Source organism: Sinorhizobium sp. Y406 (assembly GCF_058732025.1).
On sequence record NZ_CM178975.1, the window covers coordinates 1,692,629 to 1,709,522 of the forward strand.

Consider the following 16,894-nt stretch of genomic DNA (forward strand, 5'->3'; position numbering starts at 1 on the left):
GTCGACAGCCAGTCAGCGTGACGATTCTCGGCTGCGAACGCGGTACAGGCGTGATGATAAAGCGCTGAGGGTGAGACGGGGGCGGGCCGCTGCTGGGCTGCCGGCAATGCCAAGATCGAGTTGAACGTCTTCACTCTACAGCGCAGCGCGTCTTCAGGAGACGTGCAGGCTTGCGCGAAGAGGGGCGGACATGGCCGGAAATCTCCGCTGCGATTAGACGCAATGCGTGTCCTATCGGTTCCATTGAACAATCATGAGTCTATCCAAAAACCGCAGGGCGGGCCCGAAAAACGCTGAAGATTTTAGAGGTAATCGTGGGGGCCCCGGCTGTTAAACCTCCGTTAAGCCTCGTGGTGAGACTGGTCGTATATTAGCAAACCGGCGAAGTGTATCCCTTGCCAACACGGCGGCACCTCGGCCGCGAGGAGGTAATCATGACGTCCAGCCGTCGCATAAAAATGTTTAATCCCGTCACCGATCGGGGCGGGCAAAAGCAGCAGGATATTGGCGCCAGGCTCCAGTTCATGCAGCTTGACGCGGCAAGCTGCGAAAGCATCCGCACCCTGAAGACTGTGGTAGAACGCGAACTGCCGATCGGCCTCGACAAGTTTTATGCACAGCTGCGCCAAAGCCCCGAAGTCAAGCGGTTCTTCTCGTCAGAGGAGCACATCGCCCGCGCCAAAGGGGCGCAAACGGGGCATTGGACGAATATTTCCAATGGCGACTTCGGCGCCGATTACGTCCAGAAGGTCCGCACCATTGGCACGGTTCATGCCCGCATCGGGCTCGAACCGCAGTGGTATATCGGCGGCTACGCCATCATTCTCGACCATCTGATTACAGCAGCCGTCGAGGCGAATTACGCCAAGGCCGGTCTCTTCTCGAAGCCAAGGTTGAAGACCGACGACTTCGCAAAGTCCCTGGCGAGCCTTGTCAAGGCGGTCATGCTGGACATGGATCTCGCGATCTCCGTCTATATAGACGAGGCGGAAATTACGAAGAGGAAAGCTCAGGAAGAGGCGATCGAGTCCGAGCGCCGACTGGTTTCAGACAGTTTCGGCAAGGCGATGGCGGCGATCGCCGCCAAGGATGTGAGCCACCGCATCGCCGACGATCTGCCCACCGCCTATCACGCCCTGCGCGACGACTTCAACAGAGCGCTGGAGCAACTGTCCGGCACTATCGACCAGATCAGCGGTGCCGCCGCGCAGATCCATGACGGTTCGCAGGAGATCAGTTCCGCGGCGGACGAACTCGCCAAGCGCACCGAGCGGCAGGCCGCTTCCCTCGAGGAGACGGCTGCTGCCCTTGAGGAGATCACAACGACCGTCAGGGATTCCAGCCGGCGTGCGGAAGAAGCCGGGCAACTGGTGAGGAAAGCGCGGACCGGAGCAGAGAAATCCGGCGAGATCGTCCGTCAGGCTATCGCCGCGATGGGAGCCATCGACGCCTCGTCGCGCGAAATCTCCAACATCATCGGTGTAATCGACGAAATCGCCTTCCAGACCAATCTTCTCGCTCTCAATGCCGGCGTCGAAGCCGCGCGCGCCGGCGAGGCCGGAAAAGGCTTTGCCGTGGTGGCGCAAGAGGTCCGCGAACTTGCCCAGCGCTCCGCTAAGGCGGCGAAGGAGATCAAGGAACTGATCAACAACTCAGGCCAGCAGGTCAAATCCGGCGTTTCGCTGGTCGGCGAAACCGGCGAGGCGCTGACGGACATCGTCGACGAGGTGAAGGCGATTGACAGTCACATCGGCGCCATCGTCGAGGCTGCTCGCGAGCAGGCCACCGCGCTCCAGGAGATCAACACCGCCGTTAACGGCATGGACCAGAGTACCCAGCAAAATGCCGCCATGGTGGAGGAGTCCACGGCCGCTAGCCATGCACTGGCCAGGGAAGTCAATCGCATCGCCGGCATGCTCCGGGAGTTCAATACCGCGGGCGGCGGCACGGATCGCATTGCCCGTGCCGGTGCTGCGGTTGTTTCCACTCCTGCCGTGCCATCGCGTCGCGCGTCGCCCGTCGGCCAGATGACCGCCAGACCTGCAAAAGCCTTCCACGGCAATGCGGCGGTTGCCGACAACGATTGGGAAGAGTTCTGATGGGTGAAGCCGCCTTTCCATCCGCAACGCCCGAGGACCGCGCACACACGGCCGAATTGCAGCTGCATCGCATGCTGATCATTGCAGCGGAGCTCGACAAGATGCGCGTCGCGCTGGTGGGCAAGGGCGAAGAGACATCGAAAACAGAGGCCACGAGAGCCAGGAAGTAACAAAGAGGGCCGAAATTTGAGGGGGCGAATTTGGCGAGCGTGATTGGGGGGCCGGCTGCGAGGCAGCCGTTCCGTTGGACGACGGAGCGTTAGGATGCTTAGGCGAATAGAGTCGCGGATCAAGCCGCAGCGATCCGTCGAGAAGTATATTCGCTCGATTGGTCGGCACTACTTGAATGCCGTCATCGTCATGACCCTGCTCATCGGAGCCACCTACCTGACAGTGGTTGTGGCGCTCGACCGCCATTCGTTGCAGCAGAATATCGGCTTTTTGACCAGCAACCAGTTCATTCGTTTTCAGCAGCTTGCCAATCAGACGCGAGCCCTGATGCGCGCTTCGGCCGATCCCAACCTGCCCGACTATATCGTCCGCCCGATGCGGGACGATGTTCACCGGGCGATCGGCGAGGTCCGCGCGATGAGCCGGCAACTTTCTGCACTCCATGGCGAGATTGGCCGCAATTTCCTCGAGAAGCTCAATCCGCGCGACGACCTTTCCGAGCAGTTGCGCCTCGAGCTCGACGCTCGACTTGAGGACTTCCTCGCGCGCGCAGAGAGGATCGCCAATGCCGGCGCGAAAGAACGGCGCGAACGCTATTCCTTCTGGGGTCCGATCGACTTCGCCGTTTCGTCGGACAGCGTTTTGATGCGGCAGTTCGGTGATCTCATCCGCCGGGCGCATGAGCGCAGCGGCATCAGCATCGACAACGCCAAGCTGATTGGTTCCGGGCTGTTGGCGCTGATTGCGGCGACCGTCATCTTGGCGAGCATTTTTCTCTTCAGCCCGCTTCTGAAGAAACTGCGCAACGAGCATCGCCGGACCATGGACTTCGAGAAACGGCTGACGCAGCTTGCGCACACAGACGCACTTACCGGTCTCGCCAACCGTTCCTCCTTCAATCACGCTCTTGCCAATCTTTTCTCCGACTTCGAGCGGACCGGAACCGGCTTTGCCATGCTGCTCGTCGATCTCGATCGCTTTAAAGCCATCAATGATAGCCTCGGCCACCCTGCCGGGGATGCGGTTCTGGACCATGTCGCCCGCGTCTTGCAAAGGACATTTCGCTCGACGGACATTGCCGCCCGCTTGGGCGGGGACGAATTCGCCGTGCTTCTGCCAGGGATGTCGGATGCCGCGCTGCTCGCCACGATCGCCAATCGGGCTGTCGCGGCGATTGCGGCAGAGATTCCCTTCGAGGGGCGCGCGCTTCAAGCCTCCGCGAGCATCGGCGGAGCTGTCGTGCCAAGCCATGCGAACGACGAAGCGAGCCTCATGCGCGTCGTAGATCTTGCGCTCTATACGGCGAAGAGCAGCCGCAATACCGCCTTCATCTTCGACGAGGCGGCACTCGCGCGCAGGCTGGAGCAAAACCAGCTGTCGCTGGCACTGGTCCTTGCCGCCGACCGCAATGAATTCGTGGTGCACTACCAGCCGAAGGTCGATCTAGCGACCGGAACGCATCTGGGCTTCGAGGCGCTGGTGCGCTGGCAGCATCCCGAACTCGGCCTGCTGCCGCCTGGGCGGTTCCTGCCGCTCATGGAGGGGACCCAGCTCATTCGCGGTATGACCCGCGCGGTGGTCGCGACCGTCGGCCGCGACCTTGGCGACTGGAAGCGGGCAGGACTCGTTCCTGGGACCATCTCGATCAATCTCCCCGAGGTGCTCCTCGTCAACGAAGAAGGCTACACCCTTTTTGCGGAGACCATTGAGGCAAACCGCCTTGAATGGCGCGATTTCGCGGTCGAGATCACCGAGGACGTGTTCCTCAATCGCAGCGCCGACCAGATCCTCGACACGGTGACACGCTTCCGGGAGCATGGCCTCTCGGTCTCGCTCGACGATTTCGGCACCGGCTTTGCCTCGCTCGTGCATTTGCGCGACTTCCCTTTCGACGAGTTGAAGATCGATCGCAGCTTTATTGACGGAATCGGTGGCGATGCCCGCTCGGAGCAGATCATCCGCGCCATGGTCGATCTGTCGCGCAATCTCGGCAAACGCTGCGTGGCGGAAGGCATAGAGACGGCTGCGCAGCGCCGCTTTCTGCTGGAGGCCGGTTGCGAGGTGGGGCAGGGCTACCTGTTCGGCAAGCCGGAGCCCATGGACCAGGCGGGCGAGTGGCTGCCGAGGCGGCACGGGGGCGTAAAGCGGCTTTCGGCCGTCGGCAGGGGGCGGCGCGCCCTAGACGGCACGCAGTAGTATAAGGGAGAGTGGGGACATGAAAGTAAAAACTGCACTATTTGCAGCGGCACTGATGCTGGCGAACCCGTTGAATGTTGCCGCCGATTCGCCGGGCGCGGTCGATGTCGTGCATTTCTGGGTGTCGAATAGCGAGTCGCAAGCCCTTGACGTCTTCCGGCAGGCATGGACGAGGGCAGGTAATCAGTGGGCGGACCTGCCGGCGGAGAACAAGGCGGCCGTGCAGAGGGTCGTCAGCGACCGTGTCGCCAACGGCTATGCGCCTGCCGTGATGCAGTGGAATGCCAATGAAGGTTCGCGCGAGTTGCCGGAAATGGGCATCGTGCTCGATATCGGAGAGGTGGCCACGGCTGATCGCTGGCGCGATGTGTTGCCCGCAACCGTGCTCGATCGTATCAGCTACAAAGGCAAGATCTATTTCGCCCCTACCAACATCCATGCGGAGAACTGGCTCTGGACAAGTGAAGCCATCTTCCTGAAGGCTGGCCTGAGGGCGCCGCAGAGCTGGGATGATATCTTCGTGGCGGCCGAAAGGATCAAGGAGGAGGGACGCCTGCCCATTGCGCTTGGCGGCGGGAATTGGGAGATCTCACTGATCTTCAACAATATCATGCATTACAAGCTGGGTTCCGAAGGATATGTCCGCATCATCAGCGGAGATGCGGCGGTGGTGCAGGATCCCCGCATGGCCGAGGCGCTCGGGATGCTGCGGCGTCTCTCTCGCTATGCCGAACCTCCGGCGGTTCGCGCCCCCAAGACCTGGGCGGATGCCACGGACGCAGTCGGGCGGGGTGAGGCCGGCATGCAGTTCATGGGGGATTGGGCGAAAGGTGAACTGGTTGCTCGGGGCTATGCCGTCGACCGCGATTTCGGCTGTAGCCTGGTGCCCGGAACCGAGATCGCTTATTTCATGGTCATAGACGCCTTCGCCTTCCCGATCACCAATCGTCCGGATGCTGCCGCGGCGCAGCAGGCCTTTGCACGCATGCTGCTTGATCGGGACAATCAGGTCGCCTTCAGCCGCATCAAGGGCTCACTTCCTGTCCGCACGGACGTCGATCCGAGCGGGCTAGACCGCTGCGGGCGGCTCGGCCTGGAGATGATTGCTGAGAAGAGCGGAGTGAGTGCGCAATCCATGGCGATGCCGATACAAATGTCGGACGGCTTCATTGCCGTGCTCGCGGAGTTCTTCAATGACCAAAGCATGTCTGTCGAAACGGCGCAGCGGCGACTGTACGAAGTCCTGCAACAGAACTGAACGGGACCGGCTCGATCGTCCCGCTCAGTGGCTCCATGCGGGTGGTCGCATCACCTAACCATCTCCGCGGTGGCGCAAGGGCATGTGAGCGAGTTGAGCTCTATCGTCGGCTCGCCGGACCGGGATGCCTCGGCGGGAAACCGTTGGGTGCTTCTACGGGCGGACATATGCCTCCGCCCGACTGGGTTGCCCAGATCGGCGGCTTGGCGGCTGGTCTTTCGCCGTTGACGCGCAAGCGCGCAGCCAGGTCCGCTTTTCGGGCGGATTCCTGCATACGGTCGCGCCCATGGAGGCCAGGAAGCGCATGGTAGATGTCCATATAGTCGTGCGTCATACGTTCCACAGTGAAGCGGCGCTCGAAGACCGCCCGCACTTTGCTCCTATCAAGCAGGAGGGCGCGGTCCAGCTCCGTGACCGCCTCGGCAACCGAGTCGACCAGCACGCCCGACACGCCATTTTCGATGACCTCCGGCGCCGACCCGTAACGGAAGGCAAGCACGGGCGTGCCGCACGCCATGGCTTCGATCATCACTAGGCCGAAGGGCTCCGGCCAATCGATCGGAAACAGCAGTGCCGCTGCATCACCGAGGAACTCCGCCTTCCGGTTCTCGTCGATTTCGCCTATGAATTCCACGTTTGGATGGCTCGCAACGAGAGGTTCGATGACCGCCTCCCAATAGGCACGGTCCTTGGCATCGACCTTTGCCGCGATCTTCAGTTGCCTGCCGACCCTGGTCGCGATCTCGATCGCCCGGTCCGGTCCTTTCTCCGGCGAAATGCGCCCTAGGAACGCCAGATAGTTGCCGCCGGGCTTTTCCTTGAATGGCAACAGCTTGGGGTCCAACCCGTGGTAAACGGTGCCGCGCCAGTTGGCCACCGGGATTGGCCGGCGCTGGTCGTTCGAGATGGAAACCAGGGGGATGTCGGAGAAAGCGCGATAGAACGGCTGCAGATCCGGCTCGTCGAGCCGCGTGTGCAGGGTCGTCACGGTTCGCTCGGCGAAATCGCGGATCAGCGGAAAATGCAGAAGATCGATGTGGAAGTGCAGCACATCGAACTGGTGCGCCCGCCGCCGCACCTCTTCCAGCATGACCATATTATGGGGAAGAAAATCGCGGACCGCCGCATTGAGCCTGAGCGCCACCTCGCAGCAGGGCACCAGTTTCGATGTGGTGATCGAGTCTCCACTTGCAAAGAGCGTGACGTCGTGGCCGAGCCTTACGAGTTCTTCCGTCAAGCAGCCGACGATCCGCTCGGTCCCGCCGTAAAGCTTCGGGGGAACCCTTTCTGCAAGAGGGGCGATTTGCGCAATTTTCATTGCAGTACTCCTGTTGTCGGGCCGCGGCGAAGGCGGGATGCCTTCGCTCGAAGGGCAGCGCGAGCTCACCTGCAACAATTGCCGAAACTGCCACTTGTTCCCGCAAGCGAGCTGCTGCGACCCCGGGGGGAAGGGAACATTCCCGTCTGATGCGACGTTTGCGAAAGGTACTCCCGCGAAGGTTTGGATATGCCCGAAGAGACCAATCGTCCGACCGTCCTCACTACGGGCTCGAGCGGCTTTCTTGGACAGGCGATAGCTCGCGGCTTGCGCGACAGATACCAGGTGATCGGGCTCGACGTCGACGTGCCCAAGCGGCCGTCGGAGACGATCGAGACAATCAGGATCGACCTGACCTCGGACGAAAGCGTGAGGGCGGCACTGGAAGAGGTGCGCCGGCGCGGCGGCGAGCGCGTCGCCTCCGTCATTCACCTCGCTGCCTATTACGACACGACCGGCAAGAGCGATCCCAGATATGACGCGGTCAATGTCGAGGGAACACGCCGGCTGCTCGCTGGCTTACAGAGCCTCGACACGGAGCAGTTCATCTTCTCCGCCCTGCTCGGAGTCCTGTTGATCGCAACGCCGCTGGTCTTCGGCACCGAGCCGCCGCTCTATTACAGCGACCATGTCGTCGGCTGCCTCGTCGTGATGATCGCCGTCACCGCGATGGCGGAAGTCGTCCGACCGTTGCGTTTTTTCAATGCGGGCCTCGGTGTCTGGATCGCCGCATCCCCGTTCCTGCTTTCGGGCGGCAGCACGATCGGCGTCATCGCGGATGTGGTGGTAGGCCTTGGACTTATCGCGTTGAGCCTGCCGCGCGGCACGCGCAGCGAAGAGCACTATGGCGGCTGGGACCGGGCCATTGTCGGAGCGGGACCATGGAACTCACGACAGTTCCGACAGTATCTCCACGCGGCGCACGCCATACCAGCCGCCGAGCCAGGCCGCTACGGCTCCGAGGACCAGCGAAAAGAAGCCGAAGAAGGCGGCGGTCGAGACGACAGCCGCAGTCGCCGCAGCCATTTCCTCACCCTGTTTACGGGCCGTCTCGATCGCGGACCTGTAGGCGCGTTCATACGCCTCGACGCGCGGCCGGGCCTCCGTGACCGGAATGTCGCGAGCCAGCGCGAGTGCATCGACGGCGCGCGCACGGTCGTTCTCGGCCCCCGTCCCCTTGCTGGTGACAAGGGCGCGCACCGCTGCCACCGTCGCGTCCCTCATCGCCGCAGGATCGTTGCCGCCGATCGAATCGCGGATCTGGTGCTCGATATCGGCGAATGGGTCGGCGACAATGGTTGGAGCGGGGGCCGCAATGCGCCCGCCGACCGCGGAGGAGAGGCCGCCCAGTGCTCCGCCGATCAACGCGCCGGCGGAAGTCGTCAGGAGATAGACGACGACCAGTGTCGTGACCGCCCAGCACGTCAGGCCGTGATACACGCCTGTTGTCGTGCCCCCGCGGCCCGACAGCCGGCTCGCCACATAGCCGCCGGCAAAACCCGCGATCACCCCTGAAAACGCAAACCAGAGGCCGCTCGCGATCGCTCCGGGTCCTGCGTACGCGTCGCCGCGCGGAGCGAAGGCGGCTGCGCCGATCCCGACGCCAAGCAGATGCAGCAGGAGTTGTACGGTCAGCGCCAACGCCGCCCCGGCGAAGACTGCGGCCCAGGAAATCCCTGCGGCTGCTACGAGCACGGTCGGTCCGGCGGTCGTCGCCGGAGATGGCGTGTGCACCGTTTCGCTCATCGGTCGCTCCGTCGATCAGGCGTCGCTGTCACAACTTTGCGGGGCCAAATTCGTTCCCCGGCAACGCGACTAACGGGTCTTCAATGGGCGGGCTCCACGTGGGGGAGGTTCAGTGGGCGAGGTTCAGACGTGGCGGGCGGCGCTCTTCCTCACCGGTTCCCCCTGGGTGACGGCACGCAACTCGTCCTCGCTGATCGTCTCCCGCTCGAGGAGCAGCTTCGCCGAGCGCTCGAGGAGCGGGCGCCGCTCCTTCAACAGCGCCTCCGTCCGCTCGAAGGCACCATCGATGATCCGACGGACCTCCTCGTCAATGATGGCGGCGGTCTTTTCGGAGTAGTCACGTTCGCTGGCGCCCTGGTAGATCGGGTCCGGCGTCAGCAGCGAACGGCGGTCTCGCTCCAGGGCGACATGACCGAGCCGTTCCGTCATGCCGTAGCGTGCGACGATGGCACGCGCGATGTCGGTCACCTTGACCAGATCGTCGGAAGCGCCCGTCGAGAGATGGCCGAAAACGATCCACTCGGCGGCACGCCCGCCGAGCAGTACCGCCATCTTGTTTTCCAGTTCCTCCTTTGTCATCAGGAACCGGTCCTCCGTCGGCCGCTGGATCGTGTAGCCGAGCGAGCCGATGCCGCGCGGGATGATCGAGACCTTGTGCACGGGATCGACGCCCGGCAGTGCCATTGCGACGAGGGCGTGGCCCATTTCGTGATAGGCGACCACTTCGCGTTCTCGCGGATTGAGCAGCCGGTTGCGCTTCTCAAGTCCGGCGATGATACGTTCGACGGCGTTGTTGAAATCGCCCATGGTAACGGCGTCGGCCTTGCGGCGCGTGGCAAGCAGGGCTGCCTCGTTGACGAGGTTGGCGAGGTCGGCCCCGGTGAAGCCGGGCGTCAGTGCCGCGATCTTCTCCGGCTCGACGTCGGCAGCGAGCTTCGCCTTCCTCAGATGCACGTTGAGAATTTGAACGCGGCCTTGCTTGTCGGGGCGGTCGACGAGAACCTGGCGGTCGAAACGCCCGGCGCGCAGGAGCGCCGGATCAAGGATTTCGGGCCGGTTCGTGGCCGCAAGGAGCACGAGCCCCTGCGATGGATCGAAGCCGTCGAGTTCGACCAGCAACTGGTTGAGCGTCTGCTCCTTCTCATCGTGACCGCCGGCCATCGGACCGATGCCGCGTGCGCGGCCGAGCGCATCGAGCTCATCGATGAAGATGATGGCCGGCGCTTTCGATCGGGCCTGCTCGAACAGGTCGCGCACCCGCGCGGCGCCGACGCCTACGAACATCTCCACGAATTCCGAACCGGAAATGGAGAAGAAGGGCACTCCGGCTTCGCCTGCGACGGCTCTCGCCAGCAGCGTCTTGCCGGTGCCGGGCGGGCCGACCAGCAGGACCCCCTTCGGCATCCGCCCACCAAGACGTCCATAGCCCTTCGGATCCTTGAGGAAATCGATGATCTCCTTCAACTCGTCCTTCGCCTCGTCGACGCCGGCGACGTCGTCGAAGGTCACGCCGGTGTTGGTCTGGACATAGACCCTCGCCTTCGATTTGCCGATCTGCATCAGACCGCCGCCCATTCCCCCCGCCATGCGGCGCAGCATGAACATCCAGATGCCGATGAAGAGGACGACAGGAAGTATCCAGGACAGGAGGTCGCGCAGGAAGGTGCTCTCGACTCTGCCGGTAACAACGACTCCGCGCTCCTGCAGTTGGCGTGCAATATCAGGCTCGACGCGGGTGGTGATGAACATCGGCTTGCCGTCCTGCGGGGTCTTGAACGAGCCCTGGATATATTGGTCGGAGACGGCAACCTCGGCGATCTTGCCCTCATCGAGATAGGTTTGAAACTCACTGTAGGGAATCTGCGCCACCTGCGTGGTGGTCGTGAAAATGTATTGAAACAGCATCAAGGCAAAGATTGCCGCGACCCAGTACCAGATATTGAACTTCATCTGCTTGTCCATTTCGCGGGCTCCTGGGCTGGTGGCGCGTCCACATGAGTTCGGAAAAGCGGCATCGCCGTCGCATCCGAAACGCGGCGGGAAGGAGGCGGTTCCCGCTCGACCTCACGGGGCGGGGGTCGCCGTCCGACACTCTCTCATCGGTTCAACAACCACAAGAGGACAGAGAGAAGGATGCTGAGGAGCAGCCCGGTGGTGATCGGGATATAAAGCGTGAAGTTGCCGCGCTCGATCATGATGTCCCCCGGCAGCCGTCCAAGGCCGACGCGCTTCAGCCACGGCCAGAGAAGTCCGGCCGCGAGTATGAGGAGACCGATGATGATTAGAAGCCGCGACATAACGGCTCTATCCTACCGCACGCTGGGCGACAATTTCTACTCTGCATGTGCGAGGTTGCGAGCTATGCCGTCCCTGGGCACGAAGCGGCTACAAAGTGCTACAGCGCCGCGCGTCTGATAAGATGCGTGGCGCTGTAGGTCGAGTTCATTCAACCCAGGATCATCATCGGTCTCAGTGCGCGGACACAGCCAGCACCGCTCCGTCCTCTTTGTCGTGGACGGCGAAACGGTCGAGCATATGGGCGCTCGCTGCGTTGAGGCCGATGACCTCGACGGCGACGCCATGGCGGCGGTATCTCAGGACGACCTTGTCGAGGGCGCCGACAGCGGTGATGTCCCAAAGGTGCGCCTCGCTGACGTCAATGACGACCTTTTCCAGCGACTCGGCGAAATCGAAGGCGGCGATGAAAGCCTCCGTCGATGCGAAGAATATCTCGCCGTCGACGATATAAGTGCGTGCCTTGCCGCTGTCGTCGAGCCGAGACCGGACATGGAAGAGGCGGGCGACCTTGCCGGCGAAGAAGACGCCGGAAAGGAGCACGCCGACCAGTACGCCCTTTGCAAGATCGTGCGTGCCGACCGTGGTGACGACCGTTGCCAGCATGACGACGGAGGAGGGCAGGGGATTGCGACTGAGATCGAGGATCGAGCGCCAGGAGAAGGTGCCGATCGACACCATGATCATCACGGCGACGAGGGCGGCCATCGGAATGATCCGCACGAGGTCGTCCAGGACGAGGATGAGGAACAGAAGGAAGGCGCCGGCGACGAAGGTCGAGAGCCGTCCGCGGCCGCCGGACGTGACGTTGATGACCGATTGTCCGATCATGGCGCAGCCGCCCATGCCGCCAATGAGGCCGGAGGCGATGTTGCTCGCGCCCTGGCCGATACATTCCTGGCTCTTGTTGCTCGTCGTATCCGTCATGTCGTCGACGATCTGCGCCGTCAGCAGCGATTCCAGGAGGCCGACGGCGGCTAGCGCCGCCGAGTATGGGAAGATGATCTGCAGCGTCTCGAAGGTCAGCGGTACCTGCGGCAAAGCAAAGATCGGTAGGCTCGAAGGCAACTCGCCGAGATCGCCGACGGTGCGGATGTCCATGCCCGTCCAGTAAGCGATTCCGGTCAGAACGGCGATGGCGACGAGCGGCGAGGGAACGGCCTTGGTGACGTAAGGAAAGAGATAGATGATCGCGAGGCCCGCGGCGATCATCGCATAGGTCGCATGCGGCACGCCGATCAGTTCCGGTAGCTGCGCCATGAAGATCAGGATCGCGAGCGCGTTGACGAAGCCGGTGATGACCGAACGGGAGACGAAACGCATGACCCGGCCGAGCTTCAGGAAGCCTGCGGCGATCTGGATGAGGCCCATCAGAAGCGTCGCGGCGAAGAGGTATTCGAGGCCGTGTTCCTTGACGAGAGTGACCATGAGTACGGCCGTGGCGGCGGTCGCCGCGGAGATCATGCCTGGACGTCCGCCCGCAAAGGCGGAGACGCAGGCGATCGCGAAGGAGGCGAACAGCCCCACCTTCGGATCGACGCCGGCGATGACCGAGAAGCCAATTGCCTCCGGGATCAGGGCAAGCGCCACGACGATGCCCGACAGGACATCGGCGCGGATGTTGGAGAACCATTCGCGTTTATAGCTCGCAATTGTCAATTTCATGATTTTCTTCGCAAAAGTAGCGCACCAGGCCGGCGGGAGGTCCGGCATGTCTTGGTTTGATGCTGTTGCGTTGTCTGGCGGATCGGCGGCCAGAAGAGCCACCCGGAGTTTCACCGGGTCCGGGGTGAATGTCGCCCTTATAGGAAACGGTCCAGCCGGACGCAACGGTCCATTGTGCCGCAATTTGCACTCATGCCGCCCGCAACGGCGGCTTCTGTGCCCCTCAGGCTAAATCGACCGTGCCGCCACGAAGTTCTGCCATTCCTCCTCGCTCCCATGGAATACATTGAGGTCGATCCTGCCGTCGACTCCGTGCGAGAGGCCGGATCCCGAATATTGCCAGAAGAGCCATTTGCGGCCGGGATAGACCTTGGACGGGTGCGCGGCGACCGAACGCAGCCAGAAGGGATGGCTCGGAAAGGCGTTCTCGAGATTATCGCGATAGAAATCCGGTGCGGTATAGATGATCGGGCGCTGCCCGTAGTGCCGCTCCAGCTTGTCCATGAAGACCTGCATTTTCTCCCGCACGCGCGCGGGCGACGGACGCCGCTTGCAACTCGACTCGCCGTTCCACTCGACATCGATCACCGGCGGCAGGGCATCGACTTCGCGCGGCACGTTGCGGATGAACCAGTCGGCCTGCTCCCCGGCCGTGCGGCACCAGTAGAAAAAGTGATAGGCGCCGCGCTTCAGGCCGGCCGCCTGGGCGCGGCGCCAGTTCTTCTTGAACATCGGGTCGAGATGGTCGCCACCATCGGTCGCCTTGATATAGGCGAAGTTCGCGCCCTGCGTCCGCAGTTTCTGCCAGTCGATCTCGCCCTGCCAGCGTGAGACGTCGACGCCGTGGACGGCAAGACTGTGCGGTGATCTCTTGCCGAAGTTGATCGGCTTGGCATCGCGGAAACGATGGCTGTAGACATGTGAACGCGTGCGGGGCACCGCGCCGATTGCGGGATTTTCCGGCGCGATGAATGCGACCGGCCTTTCCATCGGGACCGGCATGCCGGCTTCCCGTTCCATCTGAGCAAAGGCCCCCGCGTCTGGGGCGGGGCCGGCCCAGGCGAGCGCTTCCTGCGGCTCGGCCGGCGTCGTAGCAGGCCTGGCGGCGGCGGGCCCGACGGCGGTGGCGGGTACGGGCGCCGACGGCCGGACGACGGAACTGGTTGTTTCACCGGAAGGCCGCGGCGCAAGCACACTCTCCGGACCGGAACTGGATGCGCAGCCCGCAAGCGTCAGGCAGGCGAGGATGAGGGCTGGCACGGCTGGAAAACGCATGGGAACCCGTACGCAAAACGACTGTTGAAGATGGGAGGCGATGCCGTCGCACTCCACGAGAGCAAATCCTAACGGCAGCTTACCAACAAAGGTTGAATCCGATCTTAACGGCAGTCGGATTTCGAGGTTTGATCCGTCGTTGGCAGCCGCCGGAGCGCTGAAAGGACTGCAGTGGTCGTGACGCTAGATCACTTAGTCAGGAGAGCGAGCGGTGGCCTCGTTTTCGCCTGTCAATGACTCTCGGGTACCGGCCATGTGTGGAGACTGAAGACAGTGAAGTCGCGGCCGTCCCACGGGAAAGCAAACTGCCTGTTCACTCAGACGACGGTACCCCGACAGGCCCAGGCAATATTCGCAAACGACCTCGGTCCGTCGGCTCGCCCGGCCTGATAGGCGTCGCGAACGGCGGCATCGACGCGCGCCCGCTCCGCAGGGTCGAGAGTGGCAACATATTTGCCGAGTGGCCCTTCGCCCGCGGCAATCGGTGCCCAGTAGTCGTCGAAGCTCTGGTAGTCCATGCGGATCACCAGCTCGGTTTCCACGACTCCCGTCAGGCCCTGTGCGACGAAGGCGTGCTTCATCTCGCCCGGCTGCATCATCGGCTGCCAACAATAGCGCTCCCGCAGCTGGCGCCCGCCTTCGCTTAAGGCGGCCACCGTATCGACCATCATGCGCATGCCGGGCATGCCGCCGAAGTGATCCCAAACGGCGGCCGCTACCACGCCGCCGGGCCGGACGACCCGGCGCATTTCGGCCACGGCCCGGCCGGCCTCGGGCACGAAATGCAGCACGAGCAACGCCAGCGCGCGGTCGAACGTGCCGTCCTCGAAGGGCATGGCACAGGCATCCGCCTGCCGGATCGTTATGCGCTGGTCGTCGTTGCGCCGCTTAGCCGCTTCCACGAAGACGGGCGAATAATCAATGGCGGCGATCTCGGCGAGGTCCGCGCTCTCGGCAAGGGCAAAGGTCAGGCTGCCAGTTCCGCAGCCCACATCGACGACCTTTTCGCCGTCGGCAAGCCCCGCAAAATCGATGAAAAGCGGCGCGAGCCTTCGGCTCCAACGGCCCATGAGCTGCTCATAGCCGGAGGCGTCGTGGACATTGAAGCTTGAGGTCATCCAAGGTCTCCATACGCTCGCACCTATGCTAGTCCTGTGAGCCCTGGCTGCCAAGGAGCGGGCGACAGCATGGGCCTAATCTCGATAACTCGATCGCAGGACGCTAATGCAAGTGCCGCAGCTTGTCCGGATTGCGTACGATATAGATCGCGGTGACTTTGCCTTCCTCGATTTCGAGTGCGGTCGTCTGGAATTCGCCATCGGCTTCCAGCGTGACGAAGCCGGGCAGGCCGTTGATGAAGCCGGTCCGAACGAGTTTCGAACCATGCTCCCTGAACAGCTTCGCGAGATGCGTCTGTACTTTCATCACTTCATCGAAGCCGATCAGCGGCCGGAGCGCCGCCGAGCGCTTGCCGCCCCCGTCGGCATGGACACTGACGTCGGCCGCCAGCATCGCGCCGAGTGCCTTCATGTCGCCGCTGCGGGATGCGTTGAAGAAGGCTGCCGCAAGCTCGAGCCCGCGGTCCTTCTCGACCCGGAAGCGCGGTCGCGCCTCGCGGACATGGGTGCGTGCGCGGGCCGCCAATTGGCGACAGGCAGCGGGGTCTCGCTGGATGGTTGCGGCGATCTCATCGAAGGCCAGTCCGAATACGTCATGCAGCAGGAAGGCCGCACGTTCGAGGGGCGAGAGGCGTTCGAGCGCAAGCATCAGCGGCAAGGTGACGTCTTCCTCCTCCTGTTCTTCAACGATCGGATCGGGAAGCCAGGGGCCGATATAAGTCTCGCGCTGGCGGCGTGCCGATTTGAGCTGATCGAGGCAGAGCCGGGTGACCGTGCGGCGCAGGAAGGCTTCCGGCTCGCGCACGGCCTTGCGGTCGGCCCCCATCCAGCGGATGAAGGCCTCCTGAACCATGTCTTCGGCGTCGGCCACGGAGCCCAGCATGCGATAGGCAACGCGGATCAGCTTTGGGCGCAGCGGGTCGAAACTCGCCGCAGCATCCCCGTTGGCCGCGCCCGACATCAGGCGACCGCCTTGGCGGCGGTTCTTGCCGCCAGCGCCGGATCGACCCAGAGGCCGAAGCCGACGGCAATCCGGTTCCAGCCGTTGATGACGTTGATCATGAGCGTAAGCTTCACCTGTTCCTCCTCGCTGAACTGGTCGTTCAAGGATTGATAGGCACTTTCATGCGCATGTCCTTCCGAAAGGCGCGTCAGGGCTTCCGTCCAGGCAAGTGCGGCGCGTTCGCGATCGGTATAGCAGGGCGCCTCGCGCCAGGCCGACAGCAGGTATATGCGCTGCTCGGTCTCACCTTTAGCACGCGCCTCCACGGTATGCATGTTGATGCAATTAGCGCAGCCGTTGATCTGCGAGGCGCGGATCTTGACGAGTTCGATGAGGGAGGGTTCAAGGCTTGAAGCGACGGCGACGGAGGTGCCGGTCCAGCTCTTCATGAGGGCAGGGGCAGCGGTAAACGGATCGAGTTTGGCGGTCATGGTTTGCTTTCCTCTTGTTGGTTACGCCACAATGACGAGAGAGGACCTGCCGGTGTGACATGGGCGCCGTTTTTTTTGTCTGTGCGCAAACCGAAGCGCAGGTCCGAGAAAATCCCGCCGCCTAGCGACGGGGCGGTTATCATCGGCAACAATGGCCGAAATCGATATGTCTTTCGGTGCCGAGGCCGGTCGCCGGATGGCACTGGTCCGGGCATTTTGCTCTGCCTGTGGCGGTGCAGAGTCTCGCCGGCATTGCTCTCGTATCCGACCGTGCCGCATAGAGGCGATCGGTACGCATGACTGGCGCTCATTGATCGGC

13 protein-coding genes and 1 other annotated feature are annotated in these 16,894 nt (G+C 62.9%); of the genes, 5 read left to right on the forward strand and 8 right to left on the reverse strand.

Features of this window, described 5'->3' with window-relative positions:
- The first annotated feature begins 434 nt into the window (after window positions 1-434).
- The 4 genes from AC4P1R_RS24835 (at window position 435) to AC4P1R_RS24850 (ending at window position 5,724) form a co-directional block, all read left to right on the forward strand.
- Window positions 435-2,099, forward strand: coding sequence for a methyl-accepting chemotaxis protein (locus AC4P1R_RS24835; RefSeq protein ID WP_492178167.1), 1,665 nt, complete (start codon window positions 435-437; stop codon window positions 2,097-2,099).
- Complete coding sequence (locus tag AC4P1R_RS24840; protein ID WP_492178168.1) at window positions 2,099-2,269, forward strand: hypothetical protein; 171 nt, start codon at window positions 2,099-2,101, stop codon at window positions 2,267-2,269. Before AC4P1R_RS24835 ends, AC4P1R_RS24840 begins: the two co-directional genes overlap by 1 nt.
- A gap of 94 nt (window positions 2,270-2,363) precedes the next feature.
- Window positions 2,364-4,466, forward strand: a complete 2,103-nt coding sequence (locus AC4P1R_RS24845; RefSeq protein WP_492178169.1) for a putative bifunctional diguanylate cyclase/phosphodiesterase — start codon at window positions 2,364-2,366, stop codon at window positions 4,464-4,466.
- 19 nt (window positions 4,467-4,485) lie between these two features.
- On the forward strand, window positions 4,486-5,724 hold the full coding sequence (locus tag AC4P1R_RS24850; RefSeq protein ID WP_492178170.1) for an ABC transporter substrate-binding protein: 1,239 nt from the start codon (window positions 4,486-4,488) through the stop codon (window positions 5,722-5,724).
- Between the two features lie 100 nt (window positions 5,725-5,824).
- Here AC4P1R_RS24850 and AC4P1R_RS24855 read toward each other — a convergent pair whose 3' ends face one another.
- Window positions 5,825-7,042, reverse strand: coding sequence for a glycosyltransferase family 4 protein (locus tag AC4P1R_RS24855; protein WP_492178171.1), 1,218 nt, complete (start codon window positions 7,040-7,042; stop codon window positions 5,825-5,827).
- 189 nt (window positions 7,043-7,231) lie between these two features.
- Here AC4P1R_RS24855 and AC4P1R_RS24860 point away from each other — a divergent pair, with 189 nt between their 5' ends.
- The gene (locus AC4P1R_RS24860) at window positions 7,232-8,557 is read left to right on the forward strand and encodes an SPW repeat domain-containing protein (RefSeq protein ID WP_492178172.1); all 1,326 of its coding nucleotides are present in this window, start codon (window positions 7,232-7,234) and stop codon (window positions 8,555-8,557) included.
- A 354-nt stretch (window positions 8,558-8,911) separates the two neighbouring features.
- Here the strand turns inward: AC4P1R_RS24860 and ftsH are convergent, their stop codons facing one another.
- The 7 genes from ftsH to AC4P1R_RS24895 all read right to left on the reverse strand — a co-directional run bounded on the left by ftsH (window position 8,912) and on the right by AC4P1R_RS24895 (window position 16,575).
- Entirely contained in the window at window positions 8,912-10,750 is a 1,839-nt protein-coding gene (ftsH, locus tag AC4P1R_RS24865) for an ATP-dependent zinc metalloprotease FtsH (protein WP_492178173.1), read from the reverse strand.
- 134 nt (window positions 10,751-10,884) lie between these two features.
- Complete coding sequence (locus AC4P1R_RS24870; protein ID WP_492178174.1) at window positions 10,885-11,085, reverse strand: DUF2905 domain-containing protein; 201 nt, start codon at window positions 11,083-11,085, stop codon at window positions 10,885-10,887.
- Window positions 11,086-11,257: 172 nt separating this feature from the next.
- Window positions 11,258-12,748 carry a SulP family inorganic anion transporter gene (locus AC4P1R_RS24875; protein ID WP_492178175.1) on the reverse strand — a complete coding sequence of 497 codons (1,491 nt, stop codon included), beginning with the start codon at window positions 12,746-12,748 and terminating at the stop codon, window positions 11,258-11,260.
- 68 nt (window positions 12,749-12,816) lie between these two features.
- Window positions 12,817-12,872, reverse strand: a sequence feature (sul1 is cis-regulatory element that is thought to sense ions involved in sulfur or methionine metabolism; They are found in Alphaproteobacteria).
- 104 nt (window positions 12,873-12,976) lie between these two features.
- The gene (locus AC4P1R_RS24880) at window positions 12,977-14,023 is read right to left on the reverse strand and encodes a glycoside hydrolase family 25 protein (protein WP_492178176.1); all 1,047 of its coding nucleotides are present in this window, start codon (window positions 14,021-14,023) and stop codon (window positions 12,977-12,979) included.
- A gap of 317 nt (window positions 14,024-14,340) precedes the next feature.
- Window positions 14,341-15,141 carry a class I SAM-dependent methyltransferase gene (locus AC4P1R_RS24885; RefSeq protein ID WP_492178177.1) on the reverse strand — a complete coding sequence of 267 codons (801 nt, stop codon included), beginning with the start codon at window positions 15,139-15,141 and terminating at the stop codon, window positions 14,341-14,343.
- A 103-nt stretch (window positions 15,142-15,244) separates the two neighbouring features.
- Window positions 15,245-16,102 (reverse strand): sigma-70 family RNA polymerase sigma factor, encoded by an 858-nt coding sequence (locus AC4P1R_RS24890; protein WP_492178178.1) that lies wholly within the window; start codon window positions 16,100-16,102, stop codon window positions 15,245-15,247.
- Window positions 16,102-16,575, reverse strand: a complete 474-nt coding sequence (locus tag AC4P1R_RS24895) for a carboxymuconolactone decarboxylase family protein (protein WP_492178179.1) — start codon at window positions 16,573-16,575, stop codon at window positions 16,102-16,104. Before AC4P1R_RS24895 ends, AC4P1R_RS24890 begins: the two co-directional genes overlap by 1 nt.
- Between the last annotated feature and the right edge of the window lie 319 nt (window positions 16,576-16,894).

Bases quoted from the DNA above. Each gene is read 5' to 3' on its own strand.
- ftsH (WP_492178173.1), bottom strand. From the start codon at position 10,750: ATGGACAAGCAGATGAAGTTCAATATCTGGTACTGGGTCGCGGCAATC.
- AC4P1R_RS24835 (WP_492178167.1), top strand. From the start codon at position 435: ATGACGTCCAGCCGTCGCATAAAAATGTTTAATCCCGTCACCGATCGG.
- AC4P1R_RS24850 (WP_492178170.1), top strand. From the start codon at position 4,486: ATGAAAGTAAAAACTGCACTATTTGCAGCGGCACTGATGCTGGCGAAC.
- AC4P1R_RS24885 (WP_492178177.1), bottom strand. From the start codon at position 15,141: ATGACCTCAAGCTTCAATGTCCACGACGCCTCCGGCTATGAGCAGCTC.
- AC4P1R_RS24890 (WP_492178178.1), bottom strand. From the start codon at position 16,102: ATGTCGGGCGCGGCCAACGGGGATGCTGCGGCGAGTTTCGACCCGCTG.
- AC4P1R_RS24845 (WP_492178169.1), top strand. From the start codon at position 2,364: ATGCTTAGGCGAATAGAGTCGCGGATCAAGCCGCAGCGATCCGTCGAG.
- AC4P1R_RS24860 (WP_492178172.1), top strand. From the start codon at position 7,232: ATGCCCGAAGAGACCAATCGTCCGACCGTCCTCACTACGGGCTCGAGC.
- AC4P1R_RS24870 (WP_492178174.1), bottom strand. From the start codon at position 11,085: ATGTCGCGGCTTCTAATCATCATCGGTCTCCTCATACTCGCGGCCGGA.
- AC4P1R_RS24880 (WP_492178176.1), bottom strand. From the start codon at position 14,023: ATGCGTTTTCCAGCCGTGCCAGCCCTCATCCTCGCCTGCCTGACGCTT.
- AC4P1R_RS24855 (WP_492178171.1), bottom strand. From the start codon at position 7,042: ATGAAAATTGCGCAAATCGCCCCTCTTGCAGAAAGGGTTCCCCCGAAG.
- AC4P1R_RS24840 (WP_492178168.1), top strand. From the start codon at position 2,099: ATGGGTGAAGCCGCCTTTCCATCCGCAACGCCCGAGGACCGCGCACAC.
- AC4P1R_RS24875 (WP_492178175.1), bottom strand. From the start codon at position 12,748: ATGAAATTGACAATTGCGAGCTATAAACGCGAATGGTTCTCCAACATC.
- AC4P1R_RS24895 (WP_492178179.1), bottom strand. From the start codon at position 16,575: ATGACCGCCAAACTCGATCCGTTTACCGCTGCCCCTGCCCTCATGAAG.